Here is a 25,761-nt window from a genome sequence, read left to right as displayed (position 1 = left end):
GCGATGACAGTAAAAAGTAAGCCTATCAGCTACCTGAACGGGCAGACGGCAGCAAGCAAACGAACACTCAACACATTAGACTATGTTCTTCTCGGGCTGGTGTTGCTGTTTGCCGGCTGGATCTATTATCGCTCCTCCGTTGGTGTGAACTACCACTGGAACTGGGACAATGCTTTTTCCCTTGTTTTTACGCCGAGAGAAAATGGCGATCTGCCCTACTTTTTTCAGGGGCTGATCGCCACCATCCGGCTAAGTATCTGGGGCATGCTGTTTGCTATTGTTCTTGGTACTTTGCTGGGTATCGCAAGACATTCGGGCTACTGGTTGCTTAAGATCCCGGCAACCGCATACATTCAGCTGATACGAAATATCCCTCCTTTGGTGTTCGTCTTTATCTTTTACTTTTTTATCTCTAACCAATTGATTCCTTTATTGGGGCTGGAAAGTCTGCTCAGGGAACACGACGGTGATATCAATGTTCTGCAGAGCATTCTGTTCGGAAAGGCCAACCTATGGGAAAACCTTGTTTCCGGCGTTTTGTGTGTGGGTTTACTATCTGCAGCTTATATTGCAGAAGTGGTACGTGCCGGTCTGGAAGGTATAGAGAAAGGGCAGTGGGAAGCCGCAGATGCCTTAGGCTTATCCCTCTGGTCTAAATATCGTTATGTTATTGCTCCGCAAGTGATTAGCACTATTACTCCTCCCCTTGCCGGTCAGGCTATCTCTCTGGTCAAGGACTCTTCCATAGTGTCATTGATCTCTATTCAGGAGCTCACTTTTGTCGGCACTGAAATGGCCAACTCTTCAGGGCTAATCTTCGAGATATGGCTGATCGTCGGCTTATCCTATCTGGCTCTCTGCCTGAGCCTTTCTCTTATGTTTGCTAAGCTTGAGAAAAGAAGCCGCAAGCATCTGGTCAGAGAATAAACTGCAATATTATACAATTCCCCTGTTCTGATATCCGTCACAATTGATGTCTGAAGCTACCCCGGTGGCCATATAACAATACGTTTCACTTTGACGGATAACAGACAATGCACAACAAGAGCTCAACTTTCACTCCCGTAAGCTTTACCAGCGACAATATTGCCGGAGCTTCCGATGCCATCATAAAGTCTATTGCCGAAAACAGTACTCACTCGGTTTTACCCTACGGCAATGATGAACTAACCCATAACGTCACAACACAGTTAAAAGAAATCTTTGAAACGGATCTGGATGTCTTCCTTGTCCCTACCGGAACCGCTGCAAATGCACTTAGTCTGGCAGCATTAACGCCTGCCTGGGGTTCAGTGTTATGTCACCCTAAAAGCCATATCAACAATGATGAGTGTGGCGCACCTGAGTTCTTTTCAGCAGGAAGCAAGCTAATCACCGTTAGCGGTGGGCAATGCAAAATAGATGCGGATATTCTTAGAGTGGCCGCAATGAATAAGAGAGGTGACGTTCATACCGTACAGCCATCTGCTGTCAGTATTACTCAGGCAACTGAAAACGGCAGCTGTTATACGCTGGATGAAATCCAACATATAGGGGACATCTGCCGTTCAGCAGGATTGGGCTATCATATGGACGGCGCCAGATTTGCCAACGCATTAGTGGCTTCAGCTTACTCACCAGCAGAGATGACATGGAAAGCCAGTGTGGATGTGCTCTCATTTGGTGCCACTAAAAACGGTACTCTGGGCGTAGATGCCATTGTACTGTTTAACAAAAAACTGGCCGATGAAATTGCATTCCGCCGTAAGCGTGCCGGCCATCTGATGTCTAAAATGCGTTTACTCTCATGTCAGATGAGCGCCTATCTGGAAGACGACCTATGGCTGAATAACGCCAGTCACGCTAACGAGATGGCAAAGCTTATCAGCGATGGCCTGCAAAAGAACCCATTAGTAGAGCTGGTCTCGGAAACGGAAACCAATATTATTTTCTGTAAAATGCAGGAAGAGCTGATAAGCCATTTGCTGGATAATGGCTTACAATTTTATCATGACCGCTGGGAGCAAGGGGTGGTCAGGCTGGTAACTAACTTTTCGACTCAAAAGGAACAGGTTGACTACCTGCTGAAAAAAGCGGCAGAATTTACCGGCAATGTATCAACTGCTGTTTAAAGAGATGAGATAAAGGAGGGTAACGTGAGTGATCAAGTTTATTATCACAGAGTCAGTGACTCTCCTGATCTGACTTTAAGTGAGGGTAGCTTTAGCAATTTCCGGTTTGAACCTCACTACCATATCGACTTTCATGTGGGATTGGTGATTCAGGGTGTGCAGGAACAGAAGGTAGCCGGAGAAAAAGTGCTACTCGGCCCCGGTAGAGTCGTGGTTATGCCTCCGGGAGAAGTTCATGACGGAATCACTTATCAAGGCTCAGACTATAAGCTAAACACCTTCAGAATTACCCCTGAAATGCTTGATCAAAGTTATCAGGATATCTTCGACAGTAATAAGCAGGCGCTGTTTTCTGCCGCAATGCTGGAAGACAACCTCTTGTCGGCTCAGCTTTCTGCCTTGTTCTTTGCACTAAAACAGGGTGGAAGCTTATCTTCTCTTCCGGTAGAAGAGGAGTGGTTAAAGGTGATGAACCCTATATTAGGCCGATTAAGTAAAACAAGAGAACAGGATATCAAAGGTGGTCTTTCACAACGCCACTGGAGTTGGGTTCAGGAGTTTTGCCGTGAGAATATGTCAGAGAAAATGACTCTGGCTCAACTGGCAGACATAACGGGATTAAGCCGCTATCAGTTACTTCGTCGCTTTGAAAAAAACGTTGGACTGACACCACATAACTGGCTGACACAATTACGGCTGGAATACGCTTGCAGAAGGATGCGCTGTAGTGATGATAATATCGCCAGCATTGCCAGCGAAGTTGGTTTCTACGACCAAAGCCATTTCAACCGAGCGTTTAAGAACGCTTACGGCGTCGCTCCGTCCAGGTACTGAGGTTACTCAGCCACCCACTCAGCTTCCACAAGGGTTTTATCCGCGCATTTCACTCTGCCGGTGAACTTATCTCCGGCAGTGATAACCCCCACCCCTTTTGGCGTACCGGTCATAATGATGTCGCTGGTTTCAAGGGTAGTGTAACGGCTGAGTTCCTGAAGAATAACGGCGGGTGGGTACAACATCTGCCCAACATGGCCACTCTGAATACGGATACCGTTGATATAGAGTTCCAGATTAAGATCGGCAACATTGTGCCCGTCGAGGGGTACAAACCGGCTTAGCACCGCTGAGTGGTCAAAGGCTTTGGCTCTCTCCCACGGCAGCCCTTTTTGCTTCAGTTCACTTTGTAGCCGGCGCTTGGTCAGGTCTAAACCGAAACCTACTGCAGCCAGCTTTTTTCTTCGCACCAGAAAACAGATCTCAGCCTCGTAATGCAAAGGCTCTTCATGAAACGATAACAGCCGCTTGGAGATAGAGGAGTTAGGTTTATTGAACACCACCATTTGATCCGGAATGGCGTTTTCAAGCTCTTTTATATGTTCCATATAATTGCGCCCGACACAGACCACTTTACTCGGTTTTACTCTTTTCTCGCCCAGCTGTACCGTATTCATTATTATTTCACTTACTCTCTGTGCTTGTCTGATTTAGCTGATGTATTCGCAAAGGTATGCGGTCATTAGCTCGACTTTCACGTCAAAAGAGGAGTCAGATCCGACATCAAATGACTCTCCGGACTGATAACGCTTCCACTCCGTCTCCCCTGCCAGCCGTATAGTCAGAGCCCCTTTAACAACCGTCATTTTTTCAGCTGCTGCGGTTCCGAAGTTGTACTCTCCCGGCAACATAACACCAACACTTAACTGCTCATCCTGCTGGGTAAAACCGAGTGATTTTACGCCGCCGTCAAAATAACTGTTCTCTTTTATCATCATACTTCCTTGTTTTTATTAAATTAGCGCCCATGTTTAATTAAGGTGTCCGACCTTAAACGCTTAACAAAACACCCTAAGGTCACGCAGGGAAAGTGTCAATATTCAATTGATAACAAGCAAAAATTAATTACAGAGGAACTCACTATGTCAGCAGATATTCAGCTCTACTCACTGGCGACGCCAAACGGCCAGAAAGTCGGGATAGCATTAGAAGAGATGGGGCTGGAATACGATGCCCATACCATTGATATCCGGGAGGGCGACCAGTTCACCGATCAATTTATCAGCATCAACCCGAATTCAAAAATCCCGGCTATTGTTGACAACAGCGCCTTTGATAAACCACAGGCGATTATGGAGTCGGGAGCGATATTACTTCATCTTGCGGAGAAAACCGGTAAGTTTTTACCAAATGATCCGGTTAAACGCAGTCAGGCGCTGCAATGGTTATTCTGGCAGATGGGTGGCCTGGGCCCTATGTTTGGCCAGTTTGGTCACTTCACCCGCTATGCTCCACAAGATCAGGATCTGAGCTATGGCCAGCAGAGATATACCACTGAAGCTAAACGGCTACTTGCAGTACTTGATAAACAGCTGGAAGGGAAAGAGTATATTGTCGGTGATGAGCTGACTATTGCTGATTTTGCTATTCTGCCTTGGGTTGTCTGCCTTGATGTCTATTATGAAGCAAGCGAAACCCTTGAGCTGAGTAACTATAAAAATGTTACGCGCTGGGTAGCCGCTCTGACTGCCCGTCCGGGTTTCCAGAAAGGAATGAAGGTCTGCTCCCTATAGATGGTTGAGATACGCTTCCCTGATGCGGGAAGCGTTTTACTTTTCTCTGTCAGCTAAAAGAAAGAACACTACGCTTGGCTCTGGTTTTTTCCAGCAAGGGAACCAGTTGTTCAGCCGGCAGAGGTTTACTAAAGTAATACCCCTGCCCCTGCATACAACCCCGGCTCCTGAGAAACTCGACTTGTTCTCGGGTCTCTACGCCCTCTGCAATCACAGTCAGTGACAAGGCATTACCCATAGCAATAATGGCACCGGTAATGGCAACGCCGTTACAGTCATGGGGAAGGTCATTAATAAATGATCGATCAATTTTAATCTTATTCAGCGGCAACTGCTGCAGATAGCTTAGCGACGAGTAACCGGTACCAAAATCATCCATAGAGAGTTCAATGCCAAATCGTCTCAGAGCTTTCAGATACTTGATAGATTTTTCCGGCTTATTCATCATAAACCCTTCAGTCACCTCAAGTTCCAAATTCTCCGTAGGCAGCCCGGTTTTCTGAATTGTCGCGATCACCTGTTCGACAAAAGAGTCCCGTTGCAACTGAGGTCCGGCAACATTAACCGCAATACGACCAAAATTATAGCCCTGATTAAGCCATTCAACGCCCTGTTTACAGGCCGTTTCCAGCACCCAGTGACCAATATCATTAATCAGGCCAGCTTTTTCAGCTACTGGTATAAATTCGAGCGGAGAGATCATTCCCAGTTTTGGATGATTCCAGCGAATTAAGGTTTCAAAACCTATCAGTTTATCTGACAACATGTTGAACTGAGGCTGATAGACCACCTCAAAACCATCGTTTTCGATAGCATCATGCAGAGCACTTTGTAACTTAAGATGCGCTTCAGACTCTTTTGTCAGCGCCGCAGTATAAAAGGCGTAATCATTACGGCCCTCTTTTTTCGCCCGGTACATCGCGGCATCAGCATTACGTAATAGGGTATCACTGTCTTCACCATCGCCGGGATACATGGCAATGCCCATACTGCCGGTAAATCGTAGCGGTTCACCATTTGATACTTTTACCGGCAGTTCGAAAATCTTCATTAACTTACCAACCACGGTAGTAATTGAGTCAATATCTGTCAGCCCGGTCAACAGAAGAACAAACTCATCTCCGCCAATCCGCGCAACAGTATCATCGGCACGAAGGCTGTTCTTTAGCCGTTGAGCTATTTCACACAGTACCTCATCACCGATCAGATGACCGTAGGTATCATTAATATGCTTAAAGTGGTCGATATCAATAAATATAGTGGCGAACTGGCCGGGATTTCGCTGAAAGTGCAGAATTTCCTGCTCAATCTGGGTGGTCAGCTTCAGCCGGTTTGGCAGATCCGTCAGCGGATCATGGTAGGCCATATGAGTAAGCTCAGCCTCACTCTGTTTTAGCTGGGAAATATCCGCAAATACAGCAACAAAGTTACAGATCTCGTCATTTTCATCATAAACCACACTGATAGTGGACAACTCCGGATAGATAGCACCGTCTTTGCGACGGTTCCATAACTCTCCCTGCCATTTACCTTTGCTGACCAGAGAGCTCCACATTTCATGATAGAAAGCCTGATCATGACGGCCGGATTTAAGAAACCGGGGATTGCGACCAACTGCTTCGCGCTCAGAGTAACCGGTAATTTCACAGAATGCTTTGTTTACGTAAGCGATGTTTCCGTTTCTGTCGGAAATAATTACCCCTTCCACAGAATTATCGAATACTGCGGTTGCCACCATAAGCTGATCTTCAATCACCTTACGGTTGGTTACATTTCGGGTCATGCCGATAATACCGATGGTTTCACCGTGATCATTAATCAAGGGGGTTTTAATTGTCTCAAGCCAGTGGTTACTGGCGGGATCAATGGCGTCGGAACACTCTTCCACGACCAGCTGTGTTCCTGTTTGCAGAACTTTATTATCGGTATCCAGATATTTATCAGCGAGTTCTTTATCAAACAATTCGAAATCAGTACGGCCAATTATCTGAGAAACGCTGAGTTGCCACGCCTTTTCCACTTCCTGATTACAGAAGGTATAAACACCGTGAATATCCTTAATCCAGAGGTGATCCCTGAAACTATCGATAAACTGCTGAAAATCCGGCGCCTGATATTTGTTGGCAATCTGATTTATGTCCTGAGCGTGCTTGTCTCTCTCCTGCTGATACAGGGCGATAAGGTCTTTCTCTATTTTACTTACTGCACTCTCTAGCAGCAGTACATCCTGTTGTGAAACAGAGCTTCCGTTGTGAGAGACAACCAATACCCCATAAACCGCTTTACAGGGCCAAAGCACCGGAAAGCCTGCAAAACGCTCTTTTTGCAAAAAGCCAGTAGCACTGTTTTCAATAACTTCGCAACAAAAAGCGTTGAGTTCGTCAGAGTGAACATCTGCGGTATTTTCATCTGCCGGAGGAATAAGGCTGGAATAGGTGCTATGTACCTGTTTCGGACATAAATATATTTTGCTTTCAACTAATTGTTGTAAGCTAAGCAATAGCTTTTTCCAGTCAAGCAGGCGCTCTGCAGGAATAACAACATCGATCATATAACGCTTAATCACTCACACTCAGGGTATCGAAACAGATAAAACCGGCCTGCCGGCTTTTCTGCTTCAGGGTTAAAGCAAAAGCCGCAAGATTGCCGGGCAATATATCAACTAAACATATGAATGTATAAATTACTATTGATAAACGTTAAGTATATGGCAGTTCCAGACGACAAAAAACCCGACAAAAACTGTCGGGTTATAAAACAGAACAACAGGTGTTCTTAATAAGCAGCAGCTCTTACTTGTGTCGGCGATATCCCTTTTAGATCCTTAAACTTCTTAGAGAAATAGCTTAAGTTTTTAAACCCGACATCAAAACAGATATCACTAATCGCCTTATTACTGGTTTTCAAAAGATACTCTGCTTTATCGATTCGGGTGTTGGTAATAAACTCAACCAGACTAATACCGATAACTTTCTTAAACAGCCGGCCAAAATAATCAGGATTTAAGTTCACATAATCAGCAATTATAGAGAGTGAAAGAACTCCAGAATAGTTTTCGGTAACATACTGCTTTGCCATATTAACTGAGATTAACTGGCGGTTACTATCGGGGTTAACTCTGTCTGTCAGACAGTCTGACGCAGAAAGTCCATACCAGATGATAAGCAGGTAAATCTTCAGATTAAACTGCCAGCCAGGCGGCTGGGTCGCGATTAACTCAACCAGAGTCTTAGAGTCGAAACCTAGACCTGACAAAGCTCCCACCTGATCAACTAAAAAAGGTTGGTTCTGAAACATCTTTCTGCCGGATGTAAGGGGGGCAAAATACTCTTGTTCAATGATGTCCAGCTGCTGACTTTCCAGAAATGCCGGTTGCCAGACAATAGAGTAGTAAGTGGCCGTTGCACAGGGTTTGCTCTTTACCAAATGAAACTGATTCGGGTTAATCATTACCAGTTCGCCCCGTTTTACTTCCACCAGTTGAGAATCTATTTCCAGAACCAGTACACCCTCAACCACAAAAATCAGCTCGTACTCCTGATGCCAATGCGCATCCGGCATTAAGCTTCCCTCAACCAAACAGTGTTTTTCTGCTCTAACTAATTCAGAACGCAATTTTTCAGCCCCAACCAATATGTAGAATCTCCACCAAGCTACTCTATCTATGGTGAAAAATAAGTAAATTTTACTATACGGCCGTATAGTATACGTGATTTAGGGTTAACACAAGGTTACTGTACATACGTATAATAAAAATATTTGCTGTTTTTTATTCGTAACCTCACGTTATACAGTTTGTTTGATTCACCACACTAGGCCGTCCCATCTATACTTACCAGTGCATGAACGTTAAAGGTCTGGTATGGATACAATAAAAAACCTAGCAAGCAGTATCAGCAATCCAATTCGTAGTCGCATTGGTAAGCGAATTATTTTAATTATGGTATTGATCAGTAGTACTGTTACGCTCACTGCTACCACGCTACAGTTAATGTGGGACTATAAAAGGGAGTTGAATGACGTTGAAAACCGTCATCATGAAATTGAAACTATTCATGTTCCGCTACTGGCGGCATCTTTATGGGAATTTGACCTTAAGCTGTTACAACAAAAACTAGAAGGACTGATTAACCTTCCCAGAATTAATTATTTAGAAGTGCGCTCCGCCAGTGAGCTGTTTTATGCCGGCACACCGGTTAAAGATAATGCCATCACCAACGAATACCTTATCGTTTATCAGTCAACCTACAATGAAGAGCCTGAAATACTGGGCACGCTAAGGGTAGAATCCGATGAGCAGGAAATTTACGACTATTTAATTCAGCAGTTTCTGGTCACACTAGCGATAAACCTGTTAAAGACCATTATCGTCTGTCTGGTTATTCTTCTGGTCATCCATGTCAGTATTAACCGGCGTATCCTCTCCATCGCTCAGTATCTGAGAAAATATAACCCTCGTCACCCAAGTAAGCCGCTACAACTTCCTTACCGTAAAATGGTGACTCAGAAACACGATGAACTTTATCAGTTAGGTGAAGAGACCAATAAAATCACTTCCCGTCTGACCACTATGTACAACAACATTAAGTACGAACAGGAACGTTTTACGGATTTCGCCAATGTTGCTTCGGACTGGCTGTGGGAGACAGATAAAAATGATGTACTGCTCTATGCCTCCGATGAAATGATTAAAGCACTGGACATAGATAACTCTGTTCAGTTGCACTTTAGTGATCTTACTGCCCTGCGGCACGCCAAGAACCTACACGCTAAAATTGCCTTAAAGCAGGATTTTACTTTCTGTCAGGAAACTGTTGTCATTGACGGTACCACTCACTACCTGCTATTTCAGGCCAACGCTAACTATAAGAACGGTGAATTTACCAATTTCCGTGGTACCGCTATCGACATTACCGTTCTTCAGCAGGCTCAAATAGAGCTGGAAGAGCTGAACAATACTCTGGAAGGAAAAGTGGCTGAGCGTACTCAGGATCTGGAAACCAGTATGCACAGGCTGCAAAAAACGCAGCAGCAGTTGATTGAATCTGAGAAGTTAGCAGCGTTGGGAGGATTAGTTTCAGGTGTCGCTCATGAGGTAAATACGCCACTGGGTATTTCAGTAACAGCGGCTTCCATAATTAAAGAGATTACCCACGAGCTTAATCAGGCATTTGAAGATCAGACTCTGACTACCAGCCAGTTTTCTAATCTGATGCAGCGTATGAATGAAAGTACTGCCATGCTGGAAACTAACCTTAACCGTGGTGCCAAGCTAATCAAAGACTTCAAGCAAACTGCCGTGGATCAGGTATCGGAAAGCCGCAGTCAGTTTCAGGTTTATCAGGTACTTGAGTCTCTTATTGCCAGTCTCCACCCTGAAACCCGCAAAGTCCCTGTTGAGCCAAGGTTGGTAGGTGATACTGCCATTTCCATGAATAGCCTGCCGGGAGTTTTAACTCAGGTCATTTCTAATCTGGTTCTGAACAGCGTCAACCATGCCTTTACTTCTCAGGTTGCTCCGGAAATTGTGATTGATTTTAAAGAGGACGGGGAGAATATCGTCTTTGATTACCGCGATAACGGCAGCGGTATAGATAAGAGCCTGCACCAGAAGATATTTGAACCCTTCTTTACCAGTAAACGAGGAAAAGGCGGTTCCGGTTTAGGTTTGAATCTGGTGTTCAACTTAATCCAACATAAGCTTGAAGGGCATCTGGAGTTTGATTCTGAACCGGGTCAGGGTGTTCACTTTAAGTTCTGGATCCCGAGTCAACTGCCTATATCGATTGAGAAAGAGCTGGATGCCATTGAGAATGGTTCTAAGCTCAACCATTAATGGACAAAGCGGTTCTCAGTAACAGCGAGATTTGCAGTAAATGAACACAAAAAAAGCGGGCTTTCTGCCCGCTTTCTTATTGGTATCAAATAAAGATTAATCAGGATATTGTTCGCGAATCTGAATAAACTCTTCCCAGTACTCAATCAGCAGATCAACCATTCTCGGCTCAAAATGCTTACCTTTCTGAGAAATAAACTCCTGCCTGATATCTTCATCTGACCACGGCTCTTTATAGCTACGTTTTGAGCTTAGGGCATCAAATACATCAGCAACAGCGGTCAGTCGCCCTGCTACCGGAATATCAGTACCAGAAAGCCCTTTCGGATACCCCGTACCATCCCATTTTTCATGGTGATAACCGGCAATCTCTTTAGCAACCAGAATTAACCTTCTCTTGGAATTACTTAAGATCTCTACTCCGTAGTCAACATGCTTTTTCATGATTTCCCATTCATCACTGTCCAGCTTACCCGGCTTGTGAAGAATGCTATCAGGAATAGCAACCTTACCAACATCGTGTAACGGTGAAGCATGTTTGATCAGGGTTGTTTCATTGTCAGGCAAACCATATAGCTGTCCCAGACGCTCACTGATCAAAGATACTCTCTGTACGTGAGCTCCCGTCTCTTTACTTCTTGCCTCAACGGCGTTGGCCAGATTATAAACCAGCTCTTTAGAGGTATCCTGAAGGTCTACCATCAAATTAATATTTTCGAAGGTAAGACAGATGTTTTGCATATAAATCTCTAACAACTGCTTATCCAATTCAGACAGTTCAGAGTTAAGATTTATATAAAGAATGCTGTTTACGCCGCGGTCATCGGTGGCAAAAAACACATAAGCGTCTTTGTAACTGACGGAAGATTTAAACGAAATGGCTTCGAGACAACGATCAGCAACCATTTGAGGAAGAAGTTCAAATGAGCACTCAGGATAAAAGTTAACATAGTCTCCGGTTGCGGCCAGCGTGAGTGCACGGGTATCTTCGCCGTCAGGGCTCGGTTGAACCAGACAGTAAAATGCCGATGCATCCAGCTTAAGAAGAGAGGTTAATTGATACAGAACCGTTGTTGCATAAGTTTTAAGCGAGTTAGTATTTTGCACATTAGCAGAGGCCTCAATAACCTTGCTCAGCCCTTCTTTCTGCTCTTCAATCAAACAGAGATCCCGATAGGATCTCAGCATAGAATAGAGTAATGTTCTTAATTTCTGAGTGGTCAGCTCGGTCTTCTCTTTGTAGTCATCAATTTCATACTCTTTGATAACCACATCTTCCGGAGCCTGCCCGGCCTGGCCGGTACGTAATACCAACCTGATAAGACGGTTATTTTGCTCGGTACGAATAAACTTAACCAAATCCAGACCGGCATGTTCTGTTTCCATCACAACATCAATCAGAGCAATGGCAATGTTATCTTCTGCATCCAGCAACTCTTTCGCTTGCTGAGCAGAGAAGGCAGAGATCAGTTCCAGCTTCCTATCCTGAAACTCAAACCCGCTCAGGGCGATTCGGGTGATCTGGTGCATCTGCTCATCATCATCCACCAGCAATACCCGCCAGGGACGTTCAGAATGTACTTTTTCTATGTGTGGTTTTTCATTTTCCGGATCGCGAAGATCAGCAAACAACTCCATTTCAACCTCTTCTGACCAAAGTTGTAGCAACAGAACTACATCTGTTTTTATTCATTCGAGCAGCGTACTTAATAACAATATAAATAATAGCTTGTAATCATTAGAATGCGCTAATAAGACAAAATTTCAAGCAGTTCTTTCTATACAGTTTAGTGTTCTTTTACAAAGTGAGACATTGATTATTGAAAATGTCACTTTTTAATGACTTCCATTGCATAGTAGCACTATTGAATATCTACTGTACCAATAACAAAAAACCTACTCAAAATGAATAGGTTAATGTTAGAAGTAGCTCACTAGTGTATCGGTGCTTCAGTCTTTTTATAGAACTGACCAAAGTGTTCTTCCAATACTTCCTGAGTCAGTTTCCCTTCAGCCTCCAGCTTTTTTAGCTTCTCTACTATGGCTTTCTGCTCGTCCATGGTAGGCAGCTTTACTTCTGGTTCCTGACTGGCTTGCTCAGACAAGTTTTCCAGCTCTTTCTCAAAATCACTCATATTAATGACACCAAATTACTAAATACTAACAGCGGATTTTACCTATTTCGCGGGAATGATTCCACAATTGCTTATCTATTCACACCATCAATATAACTCTGGTTTCTCTATAGGGTTCAAAAGCCGCAACAAAACACAAAATCAACAAGTTATAAAAAAACTACTTGATAACTGAATCTCCGTCTCCATAATTCTCATTGTTGCGCACTAGCGGCTTACAAAATCAGCCGGAAATAGAAGTGGCGTAAAACAACGATAAGCAACAAGAGAAAGGTTACATGCACGCAGATCTGTTTCAGAAACTTCAGCACTATCTGAACTCACAAGTTGTCGGTCAACAGGAACTGGTACAGCAGCTACTGGTTGCCTTACTGGCAGACGGACACATACTGGTGGAAGGGCCTCCGGGTCTGGCGAAAACACGCGCGGTACAAAAGCTGTCAGAGTGTATTGATGCCAGCTTTCATAGGGTGCAGTTCACTCCGGACTTATTGCCTGCCGATCTTACCGGAACAGACATTTTCCGGCCTGAAACAGGCGAATTTACCTTCCAGCAAGGTCCTGTGTTTAATTCGCTGATTCTGGCTGATGAAATTAACCGCGCCCCGGCCAAAGTTCAGGCAGCCATGCTTGAAGCCATGGCGGAAAAACAGATAACCGCAGGCAGAAAAACCTATCCACTACCAGAGCTGTTTCTGGTGATGGCAACGCAAAACCCTATCGAACAGGAAGGCACCTATCCACTTCCGGAAGCACAACTTGACCGTTTTCTGCTGCACCTGGATGTTAGCTACCCGGATGCTGAAAGTGAATTAGCCATACTTCGCCTTAACCGCGGAGAAGCAATGGGTACAGAACATGTTGAGCCCGTTTTAGTCAGCCAGCCGGTAATCTTTGCAGCCAGACAAGAAGCCTTATCCGTTCATATGGCAGACGGTATCGAGCAGTATATCGTCCGCTTGGTAATGGCAACCAGACAACCGGAGAGTTACTCAGCAAACCTTGCTGAGTGGCTTGAAATGGGGGTCAGCCCGAGGGCAACCATTGCGCTAGACCGATGTGCCAGAGCTCATGCATGGCTAAGCGGCAGAGACTATGTTACTCCGGAAGACGTACAAAAAATGGCTTTCCCTGTGCTTCGTCACCGTCTTCTGCTGAGTTATCAGGCACAAGCGGAGAATATTCACCCTAATCAGGTTATTACCCAGCTAATTGCTCAGGTAGGAGCCGCCTAGCGTGACGTCCTACTCTGCTGACACTCAAAATCCGCTTCCTGCATACTGCAACGGCGTGACGCTGAGCCTGAAAGAACTTCTGCCTTATAAAAGCCAGACTGTACGTTGGCTGCCACCGGCGAAAAGCTTATGGGCTCAATTAAACGGGCAGCACCAGAGCCGTCAGAAAGGACGCGGGATGAACTTTTCAGAAGTGAGGAAATATCAGCCGGGTGATGATATCCGCGCTATCGACTGGCGAGTGACGGCAAGGACAGGAAAACCTCACACTAAGCTGTTTACTGAAGAGCGGGAAAAGCCGGTGATGCTCTATCTCGACTTTAGCCGCTCAATGCGGTTTGGTTCCCGCTACCTGCTTAAATCAGTACAAATGGCCCATATGGCCAGCCTGATCAGCTGGCTGGCTGTTGGGCAACAAGACAGGATCGGTGCAGTTCTTGATTCAGGTCAGCAGCTTCATGATATCAGGCCGGGCGCAAGAAACCGCGGCCCTCTGCAACTGCTCAGTCAGTTGATAGAACAGCATAACCAGGCTGTTAGCCATAACCATCAGACTGCCAGCTCAGAGCCTGAACAGCCACTTTCACAAGGTATATACACACTAAACCGCCTCTGCCCTAAAGGAAGTGATATCATTATATGCAGTGACTTTACCCGTTTGGATACTGAACAGGATAAAGCACTTATGGCTAAGCTCAGACAACACAATCAGGTACAGTTTATTCATTTTTATGATCCGCTGGAGCGTGGGGATACCAGCTACAGGGGAACAGAGAAGATAGCCGGAAAACGCACTACCCGATGGCTAAACTTTTCATCAAAAGCAACACGCAGTCAGTTGGAAAATGCCTTTATACAACAGCAGGACAAACTTAGCTCACTCTGCCAGTCTCTGGCTATTCCGCTCTATTCCATTTCCAGTGCCGAGCCACTCATAAAACAAATTACCGGGTCGCATTCATGACAGAAACAACATCAACAACAAGTCATCCTCTTTCATTACAATCATTGCAGTTACCGGAGCCTCCCGGATTCTGGCCGCTGGCCTGGGGGTGGTGGAGCCTTATTGCCGCCATACTCATTACCTTAATTGCTATCTATGTTATCTGGCGTCTGGCGAAAAACAGAGTCAGGGCGAAAAAGGCCGCCATCGCTCTGCTGGCACTGGAGAAGGAAACCATTTCACCTTCAGGTGCTATGGAAATCGTCCGTCAGGCAGTGCTCAGCTACTATCCGCGTTCACGGGTTGCTCACCTGTCCGGAGAGAAATGGATAGATTTTCTTGATTCACAAGTAGCAACTCCTATTTTTAAGGCCGACCGGCAGGAGTGGCTGGATGCATTGTATAAGAGACAAGTCGATTTCGATAAAAGTAAGCTGATAGAGCAGTGTGACAGCTGGCTGAATCAGGCACTTCCGCCGAAGAGAGGCGGGCGTGGCTAGTCTGACGAATTTTGAGTTTGTCTGGTGGTGGTGGCTGTTTCTTTTGCCACTGCCCTATCTGGTTACCCGCTTTGCTCCACCAGTAACAACGGGTCAGGCGATCAGTCTGCCCTATGTGCCTGAGTCATCTCAGTCTGATGCACCATCCAATCTTTTTAATAAAGTATTGGTTTCTGTTATCTGGATTCTTCTGGTTATCGCCACTTCCCGCCCGGTGTGGTACGGCGACCCCATTGAAAACCAGCCACAGCACAGGGATTTAATGTTGGTTGTTGATCTGTCCGGCTCTATGGAAACCCGTGATATGCAATATCAGGGTGACTATATTGATCGCCTCAGCGCCGTTAAACAGGTGCTGTCTGGTTTTATAGCCAGAAGAAAAGGTGACCGGCTCGGATTGGTTCTATTTGCTGATAACGCGTATCTGCAAACGCCACTAACGCTGGACAGAACCACGGTTCTGCAACAGCTTAATCAGACCACTCTGGGACTAATAGGTGAAAGAACAGCCATAGGTGAAGGTATCGGTCTGGCAACCAAAGTGTTTGTTGATAGTGATGCACCACAGCGCATCATGGTTTTACTCAGTGATGGCTCCAATACCGCTGGCGTTCTGGAACCAATAAAAGCCGCAGAAATCGCCAAAAAATATCAAGCCACCATATATACAGTAGGCATAGGGGCCGGTGAAATGGTGGTAAAAGATTTTCTGTTTTCCCGCACAGTAAACACAGCCAAAGATCTCGACGAGCAGACTCTTACCCGTATCGCAGAGATAACCGGCGGCCAATATTTCAGAGCCAGAAATCAACAAGAGCTGGACGCGATTTATCAGGCTATAGATAAACTTGAGCCGGTTTCTCAGGTCACTGAAATATGGCGTCCTCAGGATGAGTGGTTCCCATACCCTTTAGCTGTCGCACTGATTCTTTCGCTGTTACTCACGGTTCAGAGGCAGTTTTATGGCTGATTTTGTCTTTCTCACACCTGAGTGGCTACTCGCTCTTGTTCCCCTGATTGTACTTCTAGGGTGGTCATCACGCAGGCAGGCAACAACGGGGTTAATTGCCGGACATCTGGCACAAGGGCTGGGCATCTCCACTCAAAGCAGAAGTAAGCAGCAGATTTATGGTTTAGCCCTGTTCTGGCTGTTATCCGTATTAGCACTTGCGGGACCAAGTATAGAAAAATCATCGGTTCCGGCTTTTAGTTCAGAAAATGCCCGCGTACTGATACTGGATATGTCCCGTTCACTGTATGCTCAGGATATAAAGCCTGACCGTCTGACTCAGGTAAAGTATAAAGCCCTTGATCTGCTTCCTTACTGGAACGAAGGCACAACAGGACTGGTTGCTTATGCAGGAGATGCTTATACCATTAGCCCGCTGACAACAGATGCCGCTACCCTGAAAAATCAGATCACTCACCTTTCACCAGAGATTATGCCCTACCCGGGAGCAAACGCTTCTGCGGCCGTGGCACTTTCCGTTGAAATGCTCAGACAGGCAGGTAACCAGAGTGGTGATTTAATACTGATTAGCGATGATATTGATGATGCTGAGAAAGAAGGAATTAACAAATTATTGCAAAACAGTCAGTGGCGACTCTCTGTTCTGGCAGTAGGAACCGAGAAAGGCGCCCCCGTCAGGCCGACCGGAGATAAAATGCTGACCAGTAAGAGTGGCAGTCCGGTTATTGTGCGCACAAATATGAGTAATATGCTTGCGGTCAGTGAGGAAAACGGCGGTAAATTCGCACCATTTCAAAATAGTGACTCTGATACTGAGCTGATCGGTCGTTTTACCAGTCAAGTTTCAGAAGCCCTTGAGTCATCAGATAAAAAACAACTTACTCAACAACGGGTTAACAATGGTTATTGGTTACTTCCCCTGTTGCTGTTGCCTGCTCTGGCTCTATTCAGAAAAGGCCGTATTTTTGCATTCGCTTTAATGCTGCTGCCACTTTCAGCACCAGAAAATGCTTATGCTGCCGTCTGGCAAACTCAGGATCAGGCAGCCTATCAGGCCTTCACTGACGGAGATTATAAAGCGGCAGCGGAAACATTTGCAGATAGCAACTGGAAAGCAGCAGCGGCTTATGAGTCAGGAGATTACTCATCAGCCATTGAACTGCTTAAAGAGAAACAAGATATTGATTCCCGCTATAATCTGGCCAACGCCTACGCGCAGAATGGCGAACTGGAAAAAGCCGGCGACCTCTATCGTTCCATACTAGAGCAACAACCAGATTTTGCCGATGCAAAGACCAATCTTGATATTGTGGAACAAGCCCTGAAGCAACAGCAACAGCAACAGCAACAGCAACAGCAACAGCAACAGCAACAGCAACAGCAACAGCAACAGCAACAGCAACAGCAACAGCAACAGCAACAGCAACAGCAACAGCAACAGCAACAGCAACAGCAACAGCAACAGCAACAGCAACAAAACGCTGACAGTAATCAGGATAACAATCAAGACAATTCTGAACAAAACTCTGCAAACAATCAGATGGATAGCGGACAAAAGCCGGCTCAACCTGTTGAGGACAAGGCTGAAAATAACAGCGGACAGAAAGAGCAAAACGCTTCAGCGCAGAAGGAAAAAACTGAGCGAGACACTGACAAAGCAGAAGAGAGTTCAGTAGTACAACAAAACAACGAAGTGAGCAGTAAAGAGATCGATCCTGAACTGAGAGAACTTCAGCAGGTAGAAAACGCCCGCGACCCAAGCCGGCTATTGAGAGCACAAATGCTACAGCAGGCCAGAGAGAGAAATGCCCCGGCCAACAGAGAAAAAACATGGTAAACAAACAATGTTGATCACTATTATCAGACACAAACTCCCTATCGTTCTGACAGCCATTTTATCTATGCTGCAGAGCCCGTTGGTACTAGCCGAAGTAGTAGCAACGGTTACAGCCAATAAAGTTGCTAAGGGTGAAGTGTTTGTACTTAAAATTGTTTCCGATAATAGATTGCAGTCAGAAGATATTGATTTCTCAGTACTGGATGATGACTTTTTTACCGGAAGGCCGGGATTCGGCTCCTCTATTAACATTATCAATGGCAAACGCACAGTACGTAGCGAATGGAATATTTCGCTGGCACCGCTGCGTGCCGGCGTTCTGAAAATTCCCTCTTTTACTGTCGGCGGTGAAAAGACGGACACCATCTATATAACTGCCAGCATTGATGCCAGTGCGCCCTCTCAGAATGAGTTGGTTGAGTATCAGGTTCAGCTAAGTAGCAACGAAGTCTTCCCGCAACAAGTGGCCCGTCTGAAAACCCGGCTGATTATCAAAACCGACATTCGCAGGCTGCAAAACCCACAAATTGTTCCGCCATCAGTCAGCTCAGAGGTTAAGCTTGAACCCCTTGGTCAGTCTAAACAGTATAAGATGGTGATTGATGGTATCGACGCCACCATAGTGGATCAGGACTATAGCCTTTCTAGCCAAAAACCGGGCAACTACAAGGTTCAGGGGCCAAAGCTGACAGGTGCATTTCTTGTTCAGGACCGCAGTCAGGGCGGAACCCGGCTTGTTCCTATTGACACTCCAGCGGAGGTTATAACACTGCAGGTAGCAGAAAAGCCGCAGAATTATAGCGGCGTGTGGCTTCCTACTCCCGAGCTCACTCTTACTCAACGCTGGCTGGATGAAGATGGCCAGTTAATCACCGGCAATCAACACACTCTTGATGTCGGTTCGCCGATAACCCGTATCATCACCATCACCGCCGAAGGTGTTCTGCAATCTCAGCTACCTGAACTGGCGCCAGACTACCCTGACTCTGTGCGTATTTACCCTGAGCCTGCGCAGTTTAAGCGGGATGACAACAGGGTAGCCATGGAGATAAAACAGGTTATTATCCCTAAAACAGAAGGACAAACCCTGCTGCCTCCAATTTCACTGCCCTGGTGGAACACAGAGAGCAAGCAGCCTGAAACGGCTGTTGCTTCGGCCTTGTCCCTTAACGTAACCGCCAGTGAGACTGAAACCCTGACTCTTGCCAGCCCTGTACAAGCTCAGAGTCATTCACCACAGCCGGAAGCCGTGATTATCAGGGATAGCGGAATCTGGCCCTATACCACTGCGCTATTTGCCTTTCTCTGGCTGGTAACCAGCTATCTATGGCTAAAGCAACGTAAACAGCCGGTAACCGAAAGCGAAGTGAGAGAAGCGAAGCCAACTCTGACTGACTCAGCGCTGATTTCCGCACTTAAGCAAAAAAATGGAGTACAGATACAGAACTGTATCACCCGTTGGTTTAACGAGAACCCACATGTTCCTGAGCAGTTAAAAGGCGAAATAGAACAGGAAGTCGCACAAATTATGTCAGCGCTTTATAGCGGTCAGGAGCAAGGCTGGGATGGTCAGTCACTGCTAAACAAACTAAAAAAAAGCAGCAAAAGCAAAACCTGAAAAATCTGTCTCAGAACCACTGGCCAAGCTTTGATTAAATCCCGCCTAAAAAGGCGGGACTTAACACATCCTTAAACAGCAATTTCGTCGCTATCTAATTTTCCGCGCTTCTTAGCATAAGCACGCCAATTGATAAGCAGCGCGGTAGACACTACCGTTCCTAAAATGGCGGCAAAAAACCAGATAGCCGCCGCCATAAACCCGCCCAGCCCCGCTTCGTGTAACAGGAACAGTGAAAAGATACCTGCGCCGGGTGTGGATAACCCCATCCCCGTGGCTCCGATAATAGCGCCCGTCACAATGGAACCAACAAGAAATGAGCCAATCACGCGGACAGGATCTTCAATGGCCATAGGAATAGCACCCTCAGTGATACCCGCCAGACCAAGCAGCCATGTGGATTTGCCGGTCTCAATCTCAAAGTCCCTGAAAAGCTTTGGAGCCAGCATAGTGGATGCCGTTACCGTAAAAGCGGATACCATCTTCACCGAGGCAAAAATAGCATAAGGCCCATACACACCATTCGCCATTGCGCCAAGGCAGAATGCATAAGCCGCTTTATTTACCGGCCCTCCGAGGTCAAAGGAGACAAAACAACCGATAACCGCACCAAGAAGAATAGCGTTCGAACCTGAGAGGCCGTTTAGCCACTCCGTCAGTGTCTGGTTTAGCCAAGCTACTGGGCTACCCACAACAAACAGCATCAGTGAGCCCGCCACCAGCGTGCCTATTACCGGATACAGATAAAAGGTAACAAAGCCGTTAAAAGCCGGAGCAAGGCGAATATTCTCTTTTACCCAGCGCATTACATAACCGGCGATGAGACCGCCAATCACACCACCAAGAAAGCCGGAACCGATGAGATTAGCCGCAACACCGGCAGCAAAACCGGGACCGAGTGCCGGTTTATCTGCCAGCGAATAAGCGGTGTATGCCGCTATAACCGGAACCATCAGGCCACCAAGCAGGCCACCACCCAACTTGCGGTACATCCACAGCCATGAATCTTTTGTGGCGTAAAGTTCCTGAAGATCGAATATCTGAGCAATAAGCACCGCAATCGCCAGTACAGTACCACCAGCAACAATAAGAGGAACGGCAAAAGAGATACCACTAAGCAGCGCCTGTTTTAATTCAGTCTTTAAAGGCAACCGCTTCGGTTTATCTGCCACTGCTTCGTTTCGGTCTTCATTGCTCTCTGCTTCAAGCGCCTGCAGCAGTATTTTTTCAGCCTGTTTAATGGGCTCAGAAACAGCAACTTCAACACGGGGAATGCCTTTAAAACGCTCAATATCCCGCACTGCAACTTCTGCGGCAAATACACAGGCGTCGGCACTGCTTAATTGCTCAGGCGTCAGCCGGTCTTCAATGCCATTAGCGCCCTGTTTTTCCACATACACCTTGATACCCAGCTTGTTACCCGCTTTCTCCAGATACTCAGCCGCCATATAGGTATGAGCGATTCCTGCCGGGCACGCGGTGACACAAATTACGGTTTTGCCTGAACTGTCACCAGCCTTTACTTTGCTATTCTCTTGTTCGCCAGAACCTTGTTGTTCAGACTGTCTGTCAAAGATTGTCAGAACCTCTGCTGCCGTAGAGGCATTTAGTACCGCTGCCCGAACATCATCATCAACCAGAGTAGTAGTCAGTGCTGTGAGAAGATGTATATGAGTAGAGCCGGCTTCACCGTCAGGAATGGCAAGCAGGAACACCAGGTTCACCTGTTCCGGCTCATCTTCTTCCAGTCCCGGCCATTCAACTTCCTGCTTCAGGGTAGCCATAGCAAAAGCCGCTTCCCTGACTGCTTCACTTTTGCCATGGGGCACGGCCAACCCTTCGCCGAGTGCCGTTGCTCCCTGCTCTTCACGGGCAAACACGGCATTCAGGTACTCCTCTTTATTGTGCAGCTTACCTTGCTGTTCAAGTTGGTCAGCTAATAAGCGAATCGCTTCTTCCCTGCTGGTGAAGTTTGCTTGCAGATTTATCAACGAGGCATTGGTGATTGCCGTTAATTTCATAACTTTTATTCCGTTTCACAAAATTTGACTGTGATGTGTTAAGCCTTACAGCAACAGACAATACAACCAGCAATACAAACTATCCATGTTCAAGATCCCATTATTGGCTATATTTGTATTGCAGTTATCTTATAAAAATAGAGAAGCTTAATCTCAGACAGTTGTTTTATTGCGATAAATTTGTATTATATGGCTCCTGAAAAGATTAAATTTAATCTGCCATTGATAAAGAGGTAAGCATGGCAAGACTTCCTATGTATCGCCAGATTGCAGACGCAATCAGAGAAAAAATCGGCGAAGGAGAATACAAAGTTGGCGAAGCACTACCAACAGAAGCTCAATTAAGAGAAGTGTTTTCCGTAAGCAGAGTCACCGTAAGGCAGGCACTAAAGCTGCTGATAGAGAACGGTGAACTGGAGAGCGTGCAGGGAAGTGGCACCTATGTTAAGTCCAATAAGATCAATTACGACATTTACCAGCAATCCAGCTTTAATGAGAAATGGTCGCACCTGAATGTGGCCACTCACAGTGATGTACTCTCTTTTGAGATTACCCTTCCGGGGCTGGCGATGGCAGAACACCTCAATGTTGCCGAAGACGAACGTATTTTCTATATCAAGCGGGTGCGCTTTATTGAAGATAACCCAATCACAGTAGAAGAGACCTGGATGCCGCTGAAGCTGTTCCCGGATCTCACCTACGAAGTGATGCGCAACTCCAAATACGACTATATTGAGAAGCAGAAAGGCCTGGTAATCGACCGTAGTGAACAGGAAATTGTACCTATTCTGCCACCTGAAGATGTCGCTGGCCTGTTAGGCATCGACAGTTCTCAGCCTATTATCGAAAAAAGAACCCGTGGCTATCTGCTGGACGGAACGGTATTTGAGTACAGCCGCAACTTCTTTAAAACCACCGACTATAAGTTCACTCTGGTTGCCAAGCGACACAAAGGTTAGAACTTTCTTACCTCACATTAAAAAAGACCGGCTTGACCGGTCTTTTTTAATACAAGTTTATTGCAAATTAACGCCACTATGCGGCGGATTAACTCCGCCGCTTTCAGGCAGTTATTAACTAAAACTTAATTGCTCTTTTAGCTCACTGGCAAGGGTGATGACCTTAGGACCAAAGATAACCTGACAAAAAAAGCCCCTCATAAGAGGGGCAAGCTACCATCGCTGATATTATAGTTATATGCCAGTAAATCTGGGTATAGATGCCAGTAAATTCGGTTAACCAAAGTCCCCGTTTACATATCCCTTGGTTCTGTCATCCTGCGGATTGCTGAAGATATTGTGGGTAATATCATGTTCAACTAGCTCTCCCATCAGGAAAAATGCCGTTCTGTCTGAGATTCGTCTCGCCTGCTGCATCGAGTGGGTCACGATAACAATGGTGTAGTCTTTCTTAAGCTCTTCCATTAACTCTTCGATTTTATGAGTGGCAATGGGGTCAAGTGCCGAGGTGGGTTCATCCATCAGAATAACATCAGGTTCCATGGCAATAGTTCGTGCAATACACAGACGTTGCTGCTGACCACCAGACAGGCCAAAAGCGTGTGACTTAAGACGATCTTTTACTTCATCCCAGAGTGCTGCCCCTCTCAGTGATTTCTCTACCACTGAATCGATATGTTTTTTATCTTTAATACCCTGCGCTTTCAGGCCATAAGCGACGTTTTCGTAGATGCTCATCGGGAACGGGTTTGGCTTCTGAAACACCATGCCCACCTTGATACGAAGGTCAGCCACATCAATATTTCCGTACACATCGGTACCATCCATCTCAAGGGTGCCGTCAATCTTCACCCCTTCAATCAGGTCATTCATGCGGTTCAGGCAACGTAAAAGGGTTGATTTACCACAACCTGAAGGGCCAATCAGCGCCGTTACCTGACGGGTAGGAATTGGCATGCTAATGGATTTAAGGGCCTGATTTTCACCGTAATATAGGTCTAAATTTTCGATATTAAATTTGTTCATAATTCTTTCTCTCGCATTCTTATTGTTGTTTATCAGTATGTTGCGGTATTAAAACGTTTAGCGATTAACTTGGTCGTCATATTGATCAGCAACACAACAACAATCAGAACCGTGGCTGTTCCGTAAGCCTGATTCCATTCGTCGACAGTAAACAGTTCCGTGGTCAGCTTATACAGGTGAACCGTCAATGTCCGGCCTGAATCTAGCAATGAATCCGGAATACGGGCAACCATACCTGCGGTCAGGAATACAGGTGCAGATTCACCAATGACACGGCCGATACTCAGGATAATAGAGGTAATAATACCCGGCATGGCACTCGGCAGAATCAGACGCCAGATGGTATAAATCTTAGAAGAGCCCAAAGCGTACGAACCTTCACGGTAGGTATGTGGTACCGCCATCAGCGCTTCTTCTGTGGTTCTGATAATAACCGGAAGTATCAGAATACTCAGGGTTAACGCGCCGGAAAGAATGGAGAAACCCAACCCTAAAATAGCGACAAAGAAGGTCATACCAAACAGACCGAAGATAATTGACGGAATACCCGCCAGAGACTCGGTACAGAAGCGGATCACCTTTACAAAACGGCTACCGACCTTGGCATATTCGGTCAGATAGATAGCCGTCATGATCCCCAGCGGTGCAGCAACCGCGATGGAGGCAATCACCATATAGATGGTGGATACGATCATCGGGAAGATACCCTTCTCTTTACCCGTTGCCGTGTAGTTATCAGTGATAAAGTTCCAGTCGACAAATTTCAATCCGTTAGAAAGAATGTACCAGATAATCCAGAACAGAAAACCCACGGTCAGCCCGGCTGCCAGCCAGATAAACCCTCTCAGAACCGAATCTTTAAACTGGCGTGATTGTTTTAGTTTTACGCGATCCATTTATCTTGCCCTCTGACGGTTGAGATACAGCAGAGCTGCGTTCAGCATCATAATAAACACCAGCAGCACAACGCCTGTGGCGTAAAGTGCATTGGCGTGAACCCCACTGGCGTAGGACATTTCGATAGCAATATTGGCTGTTAATGTCCGTGCTGAATCCAGAATGCCTTGCGGCATCGCCGGAGCATTACCCATCACCATAATAATGGCCATGGTCTCACCAAGAGCGCGGCCAATTCCCAGAATCACACCTGTCATAATGCCGGAACGTGCAGCCGGAACCAGTAACTTAAAGATGGTAAAAATATGAGAGGCACCAAGGGCCAGCGAGCCCTCTTTATAAGAGCGTGGCACCGCCCTGATTGAGGTCTCAGATACGGTAATCACGGTTGGAAGAATCATCACCCCAAGCACAATAATACCCGCCAGAATGGTGTTACCCGCAGGAACATCAAACACATTCTGAATAAGGGGAACAATGATGACGAGTCCGAAAAAGCCGTAAACTACGGACGGAATACCCGCCAGAAGCTCTACCGCAGGACGGATAATATTCGCTAGTTGTTTAGGGGCAATTTCAGCAATAAAAATGGCGGTCAGAACGCCGACTGGCACACCGACCAGAACAGCACCGAAAGTAGACACTACAGAAGCCACAATCATGGTGTAAACACCATACAGTGCCGGCGGCAACCAGTCTCTGCCAAGAACAATACCGGATACACCCGCTTCTTCGAATGCCGGAATACTCTCTTTCACTATGTAGTAAGCGATGATGGACAGAGACAAAATGCCGATTACCGCACTACACAGAAACAGTCCATGAAAAATGCGCTCTTTCCAGTCAACGGTTTTTTGAGCGCGCAAACCGTTAGATTTTTCAATCCCGGTATGCTTGTCACTATTTGTTGCGATGGTCATAACAAACTCTCGTTTGGTTACTAAATAACAGCTCATAATTGCACTACAGATTTTGTCATCAGGCAGATATCGAAAAGCAAACCCTCTGCGCCAAGGGTGGCGCGGCGGAGCCCCATGGATGGGTTTACGCGTGTTTGTGTCCGAGGTTTGCCTAAGTGACTCATATTTAGGAACAGTTAATTAGCT

At 46.1% G+C, this 25,761-nt stretch carries 22 protein-coding genes; 12 read left to right on the top strand and 10 right to left on the bottom strand.

Features of this window, described 5'->3' with window-relative positions:
* Nucleotides 1-3 precede the first annotated feature (3 nt).
* From PK654_RS17705 to PK654_RS17695, 3 genes are all read left to right on the top strand, one after another.
* Complete coding sequence (locus tag PK654_RS17705; protein WP_271700382.1) at nucleotides 4-927, top strand: amino acid ABC transporter permease; 924 nt, start codon at nucleotides 4-6, stop codon at nucleotides 925-927.
* A 107-nt stretch (nucleotides 928-1,034) separates the two neighbouring features.
* The gene (locus PK654_RS17700; protein ID WP_271700380.1) at nucleotides 1,035-2,111 is read left to right on the top strand and encodes a threonine aldolase family protein; all 1,077 of its coding nucleotides are present in this window, start codon (nucleotides 1,035-1,037) and stop codon (nucleotides 2,109-2,111) included.
* Between the two features lie 24 nt (nucleotides 2,112-2,135).
* Nucleotides 2,136-2,945: an AraC family transcriptional regulator gene (locus PK654_RS17695; RefSeq protein ID WP_271700379.1), complete on the top strand. Its 810-nt coding sequence runs from the start codon at nucleotides 2,136-2,138 to the stop codon at nucleotides 2,943-2,945.
* A gap of 2 nt (nucleotides 2,946-2,947) precedes the next feature.
* On the opposite strand, the gene PK654_RS17690 is transcribed toward PK654_RS17695, so the two are convergent.
* Together PK654_RS17690 and ppnP are read right to left on the bottom strand one after the other, a co-directional pair.
* Entirely contained in the window at nucleotides 2,948-3,562 is a 615-nt protein-coding gene (locus PK654_RS17690) for a fumarylacetoacetate hydrolase family protein (RefSeq protein WP_271700378.1), read from the bottom strand.
* A gap of 33 nt (nucleotides 3,563-3,595) precedes the next feature.
* Nucleotides 3,596-3,880, bottom strand: coding sequence for a pyrimidine/purine nucleoside phosphorylase (ppnP, locus tag PK654_RS17685; RefSeq protein ID WP_271700715.1), 285 nt, complete (start codon nucleotides 3,878-3,880; stop codon nucleotides 3,596-3,598).
* A 147-nt stretch (nucleotides 3,881-4,027) separates the two neighbouring features.
* Here ppnP and PK654_RS17680 point away from each other — a divergent pair, with 147 nt between their 5' ends.
* Nucleotides 4,028-4,678, top strand: a complete 651-nt coding sequence (locus tag PK654_RS17680; RefSeq protein ID WP_271700376.1) for a glutathione binding-like protein — start codon at nucleotides 4,028-4,030, stop codon at nucleotides 4,676-4,678.
* A 49-nt stretch (nucleotides 4,679-4,727) separates the two neighbouring features.
* Here PK654_RS17680 and PK654_RS17675 read toward each other — a convergent pair whose 3' ends face one another.
* Both PK654_RS17675 and PK654_RS17670 read right to left on the bottom strand, forming a co-directional pair.
* Nucleotides 4,728-7,244: a sensor domain-containing protein gene (locus PK654_RS17675; RefSeq protein WP_271700375.1), complete on the bottom strand. Its 2,517-nt coding sequence runs from the start codon at nucleotides 7,242-7,244 to the stop codon at nucleotides 4,728-4,730.
* Between the two features lie 209 nt (nucleotides 7,245-7,453).
* Nucleotides 7,454-8,239, bottom strand: a complete 786-nt coding sequence (locus PK654_RS17670; protein WP_271700373.1) for an AraC family transcriptional regulator — start codon at nucleotides 8,237-8,239, stop codon at nucleotides 7,454-7,456.
* Nucleotides 8,240-8,540: 301 nt separating this feature from the next.
* Between PK654_RS17670 and PK654_RS17665 the strand changes: the two genes are divergently transcribed.
* Entirely contained in the window at nucleotides 8,541-10,514 is a 1,974-nt protein-coding gene (locus tag PK654_RS17665; protein ID WP_271700372.1) for a sensor histidine kinase, read from the top strand.
* A gap of 96 nt (nucleotides 10,515-10,610) precedes the next feature.
* On the opposite strand, the gene PK654_RS17660 is transcribed toward PK654_RS17665, so the two are convergent.
* On the bottom strand, nucleotides 10,611-12,152 hold the full coding sequence (locus PK654_RS17660; protein ID WP_271700371.1) for a DUF3369 domain-containing protein: 1,542 nt from the start codon (nucleotides 12,150-12,152) through the stop codon (nucleotides 10,611-10,613).
* A 296-nt stretch (nucleotides 12,153-12,448) separates the two neighbouring features.
* Nucleotides 12,449-12,649 carry a restriction endonuclease subunit S gene (locus tag PK654_RS17655; protein WP_271700369.1) on the bottom strand — a complete coding sequence of 67 codons (201 nt, stop codon included), beginning with the start codon at nucleotides 12,647-12,649 and terminating at the stop codon, nucleotides 12,449-12,451.
* A 278-nt stretch (nucleotides 12,650-12,927) separates the two neighbouring features.
* On the opposite strand from PK654_RS17655, the gene PK654_RS17650 reads away from it, so the two are divergent.
* The 6 genes from PK654_RS17650 to PK654_RS17625 are packed head-to-tail and all read left to right on the top strand — an operon-like array spanning nucleotide 12,928 to nucleotide 19,752.
* Nucleotides 12,928-13,884 (top strand): AAA family ATPase, encoded by a 957-nt coding sequence (locus tag PK654_RS17650; protein ID WP_271700367.1) that lies wholly within the window; start codon nucleotides 12,928-12,930, stop codon nucleotides 13,882-13,884.
* A 1-nt stretch (nucleotide 13,885) separates the two neighbouring features.
* A complete protein-coding gene (locus PK654_RS17645; protein ID WP_271700366.1) occupies nucleotides 13,886-14,848 on the top strand; it encodes a DUF58 domain-containing protein in 963 nt (320 codons plus the stop codon).
* Nucleotides 14,845-15,327, top strand: coding sequence for a DUF4381 domain-containing protein (locus PK654_RS17640; RefSeq protein WP_271700365.1), 483 nt, complete (start codon nucleotides 14,845-14,847; stop codon nucleotides 15,325-15,327). The genes PK654_RS17645 and PK654_RS17640 overlap by 4 nt, the downstream gene beginning before the upstream one ends.
* A gap of 1 nt (nucleotide 15,328) precedes the next feature.
* Nucleotides 15,329-16,297 carry a vWA domain-containing protein gene (locus PK654_RS17635; protein WP_271700714.1) on the top strand — a complete coding sequence of 323 codons (969 nt, stop codon included), beginning with the start codon at nucleotides 15,329-15,331 and terminating at the stop codon, nucleotides 16,295-16,297.
* A complete protein-coding gene (locus PK654_RS17630) occupies nucleotides 16,290-18,134 on the top strand; it encodes a VWA domain-containing protein (protein WP_271700364.1) in 1,845 nt (614 codons plus the stop codon). Before PK654_RS17635 ends, PK654_RS17630 begins: the two co-directional genes overlap by 8 nt.
* Nucleotides 18,135-18,141: 7 nt before the next feature.
* Complete coding sequence (locus tag PK654_RS17625; RefSeq protein ID WP_271700362.1) at nucleotides 18,142-19,752, top strand: BatD family protein; 1,611 nt, start codon at nucleotides 18,142-18,144, stop codon at nucleotides 19,750-19,752.
* A gap of 71 nt (nucleotides 19,753-19,823) precedes the next feature.
* Here the strand turns inward: PK654_RS17625 and mngA are convergent, their stop codons facing one another.
* Complete coding sequence (gene mngA / locus PK654_RS17620; RefSeq protein ID WP_271700361.1) at nucleotides 19,824-21,773, bottom strand: PTS 2-O-a-mannosyl-D-glycerate transporter subunit IIABC; 1,950 nt, start codon at nucleotides 21,771-21,773, stop codon at nucleotides 19,824-19,826.
* Between the two features lie 239 nt (nucleotides 21,774-22,012).
* On the opposite strand from mngA, the gene PK654_RS17615 reads away from it, so the two are divergent.
* On the top strand, nucleotides 22,013-22,732 hold the full coding sequence (locus tag PK654_RS17615; RefSeq protein ID WP_271700359.1) for a GntR family transcriptional regulator: 720 nt from the start codon (nucleotides 22,013-22,015) through the stop codon (nucleotides 22,730-22,732).
* Nucleotides 22,733-23,008: 276 nt separating this feature from the next.
* Here the strand turns inward: PK654_RS17615 and pstB are convergent, their stop codons facing one another.
* Genes pstB through pstC form a run of 3 tightly spaced genes read right to left on the bottom strand, consistent with a single transcriptional unit; the run spans nucleotide 23,009 to nucleotide 25,575 of the window.
* Nucleotides 23,009-23,758 (bottom strand): phosphate ABC transporter ATP-binding protein PstB, encoded by a 750-nt coding sequence (gene pstB / locus PK654_RS17610; RefSeq protein WP_271700357.1) that lies wholly within the window; start codon nucleotides 23,756-23,758, stop codon nucleotides 23,009-23,011.
* Nucleotides 23,759-23,790: 32 nt separating this feature from the next.
* Nucleotides 23,791-24,654, bottom strand: coding sequence for a phosphate ABC transporter permease PstA (gene pstA, locus PK654_RS17605; RefSeq protein ID WP_271700355.1), 864 nt, complete (start codon nucleotides 24,652-24,654; stop codon nucleotides 23,791-23,793).
* On the bottom strand, nucleotides 24,655-25,575 hold the full coding sequence (gene pstC, locus PK654_RS17600; protein ID WP_271700354.1) for a phosphate ABC transporter permease subunit PstC: 921 nt from the start codon (nucleotides 25,573-25,575) through the stop codon (nucleotides 24,655-24,657). It lies immediately after the preceding gene.
* Nucleotides 25,576-25,761: the final 186 nt, after the last annotated feature.

The sequence above is a fragment of the Vibrio sp. SCSIO 43137 genome (assembly GCF_028201475.1).
Taxonomy (GTDB): domain Bacteria; phylum Pseudomonadota; class Gammaproteobacteria; order Enterobacterales; family Vibrionaceae; genus Vibrio.
This window is presented reverse-complemented; position numbering and strand designations above follow the sequence as displayed.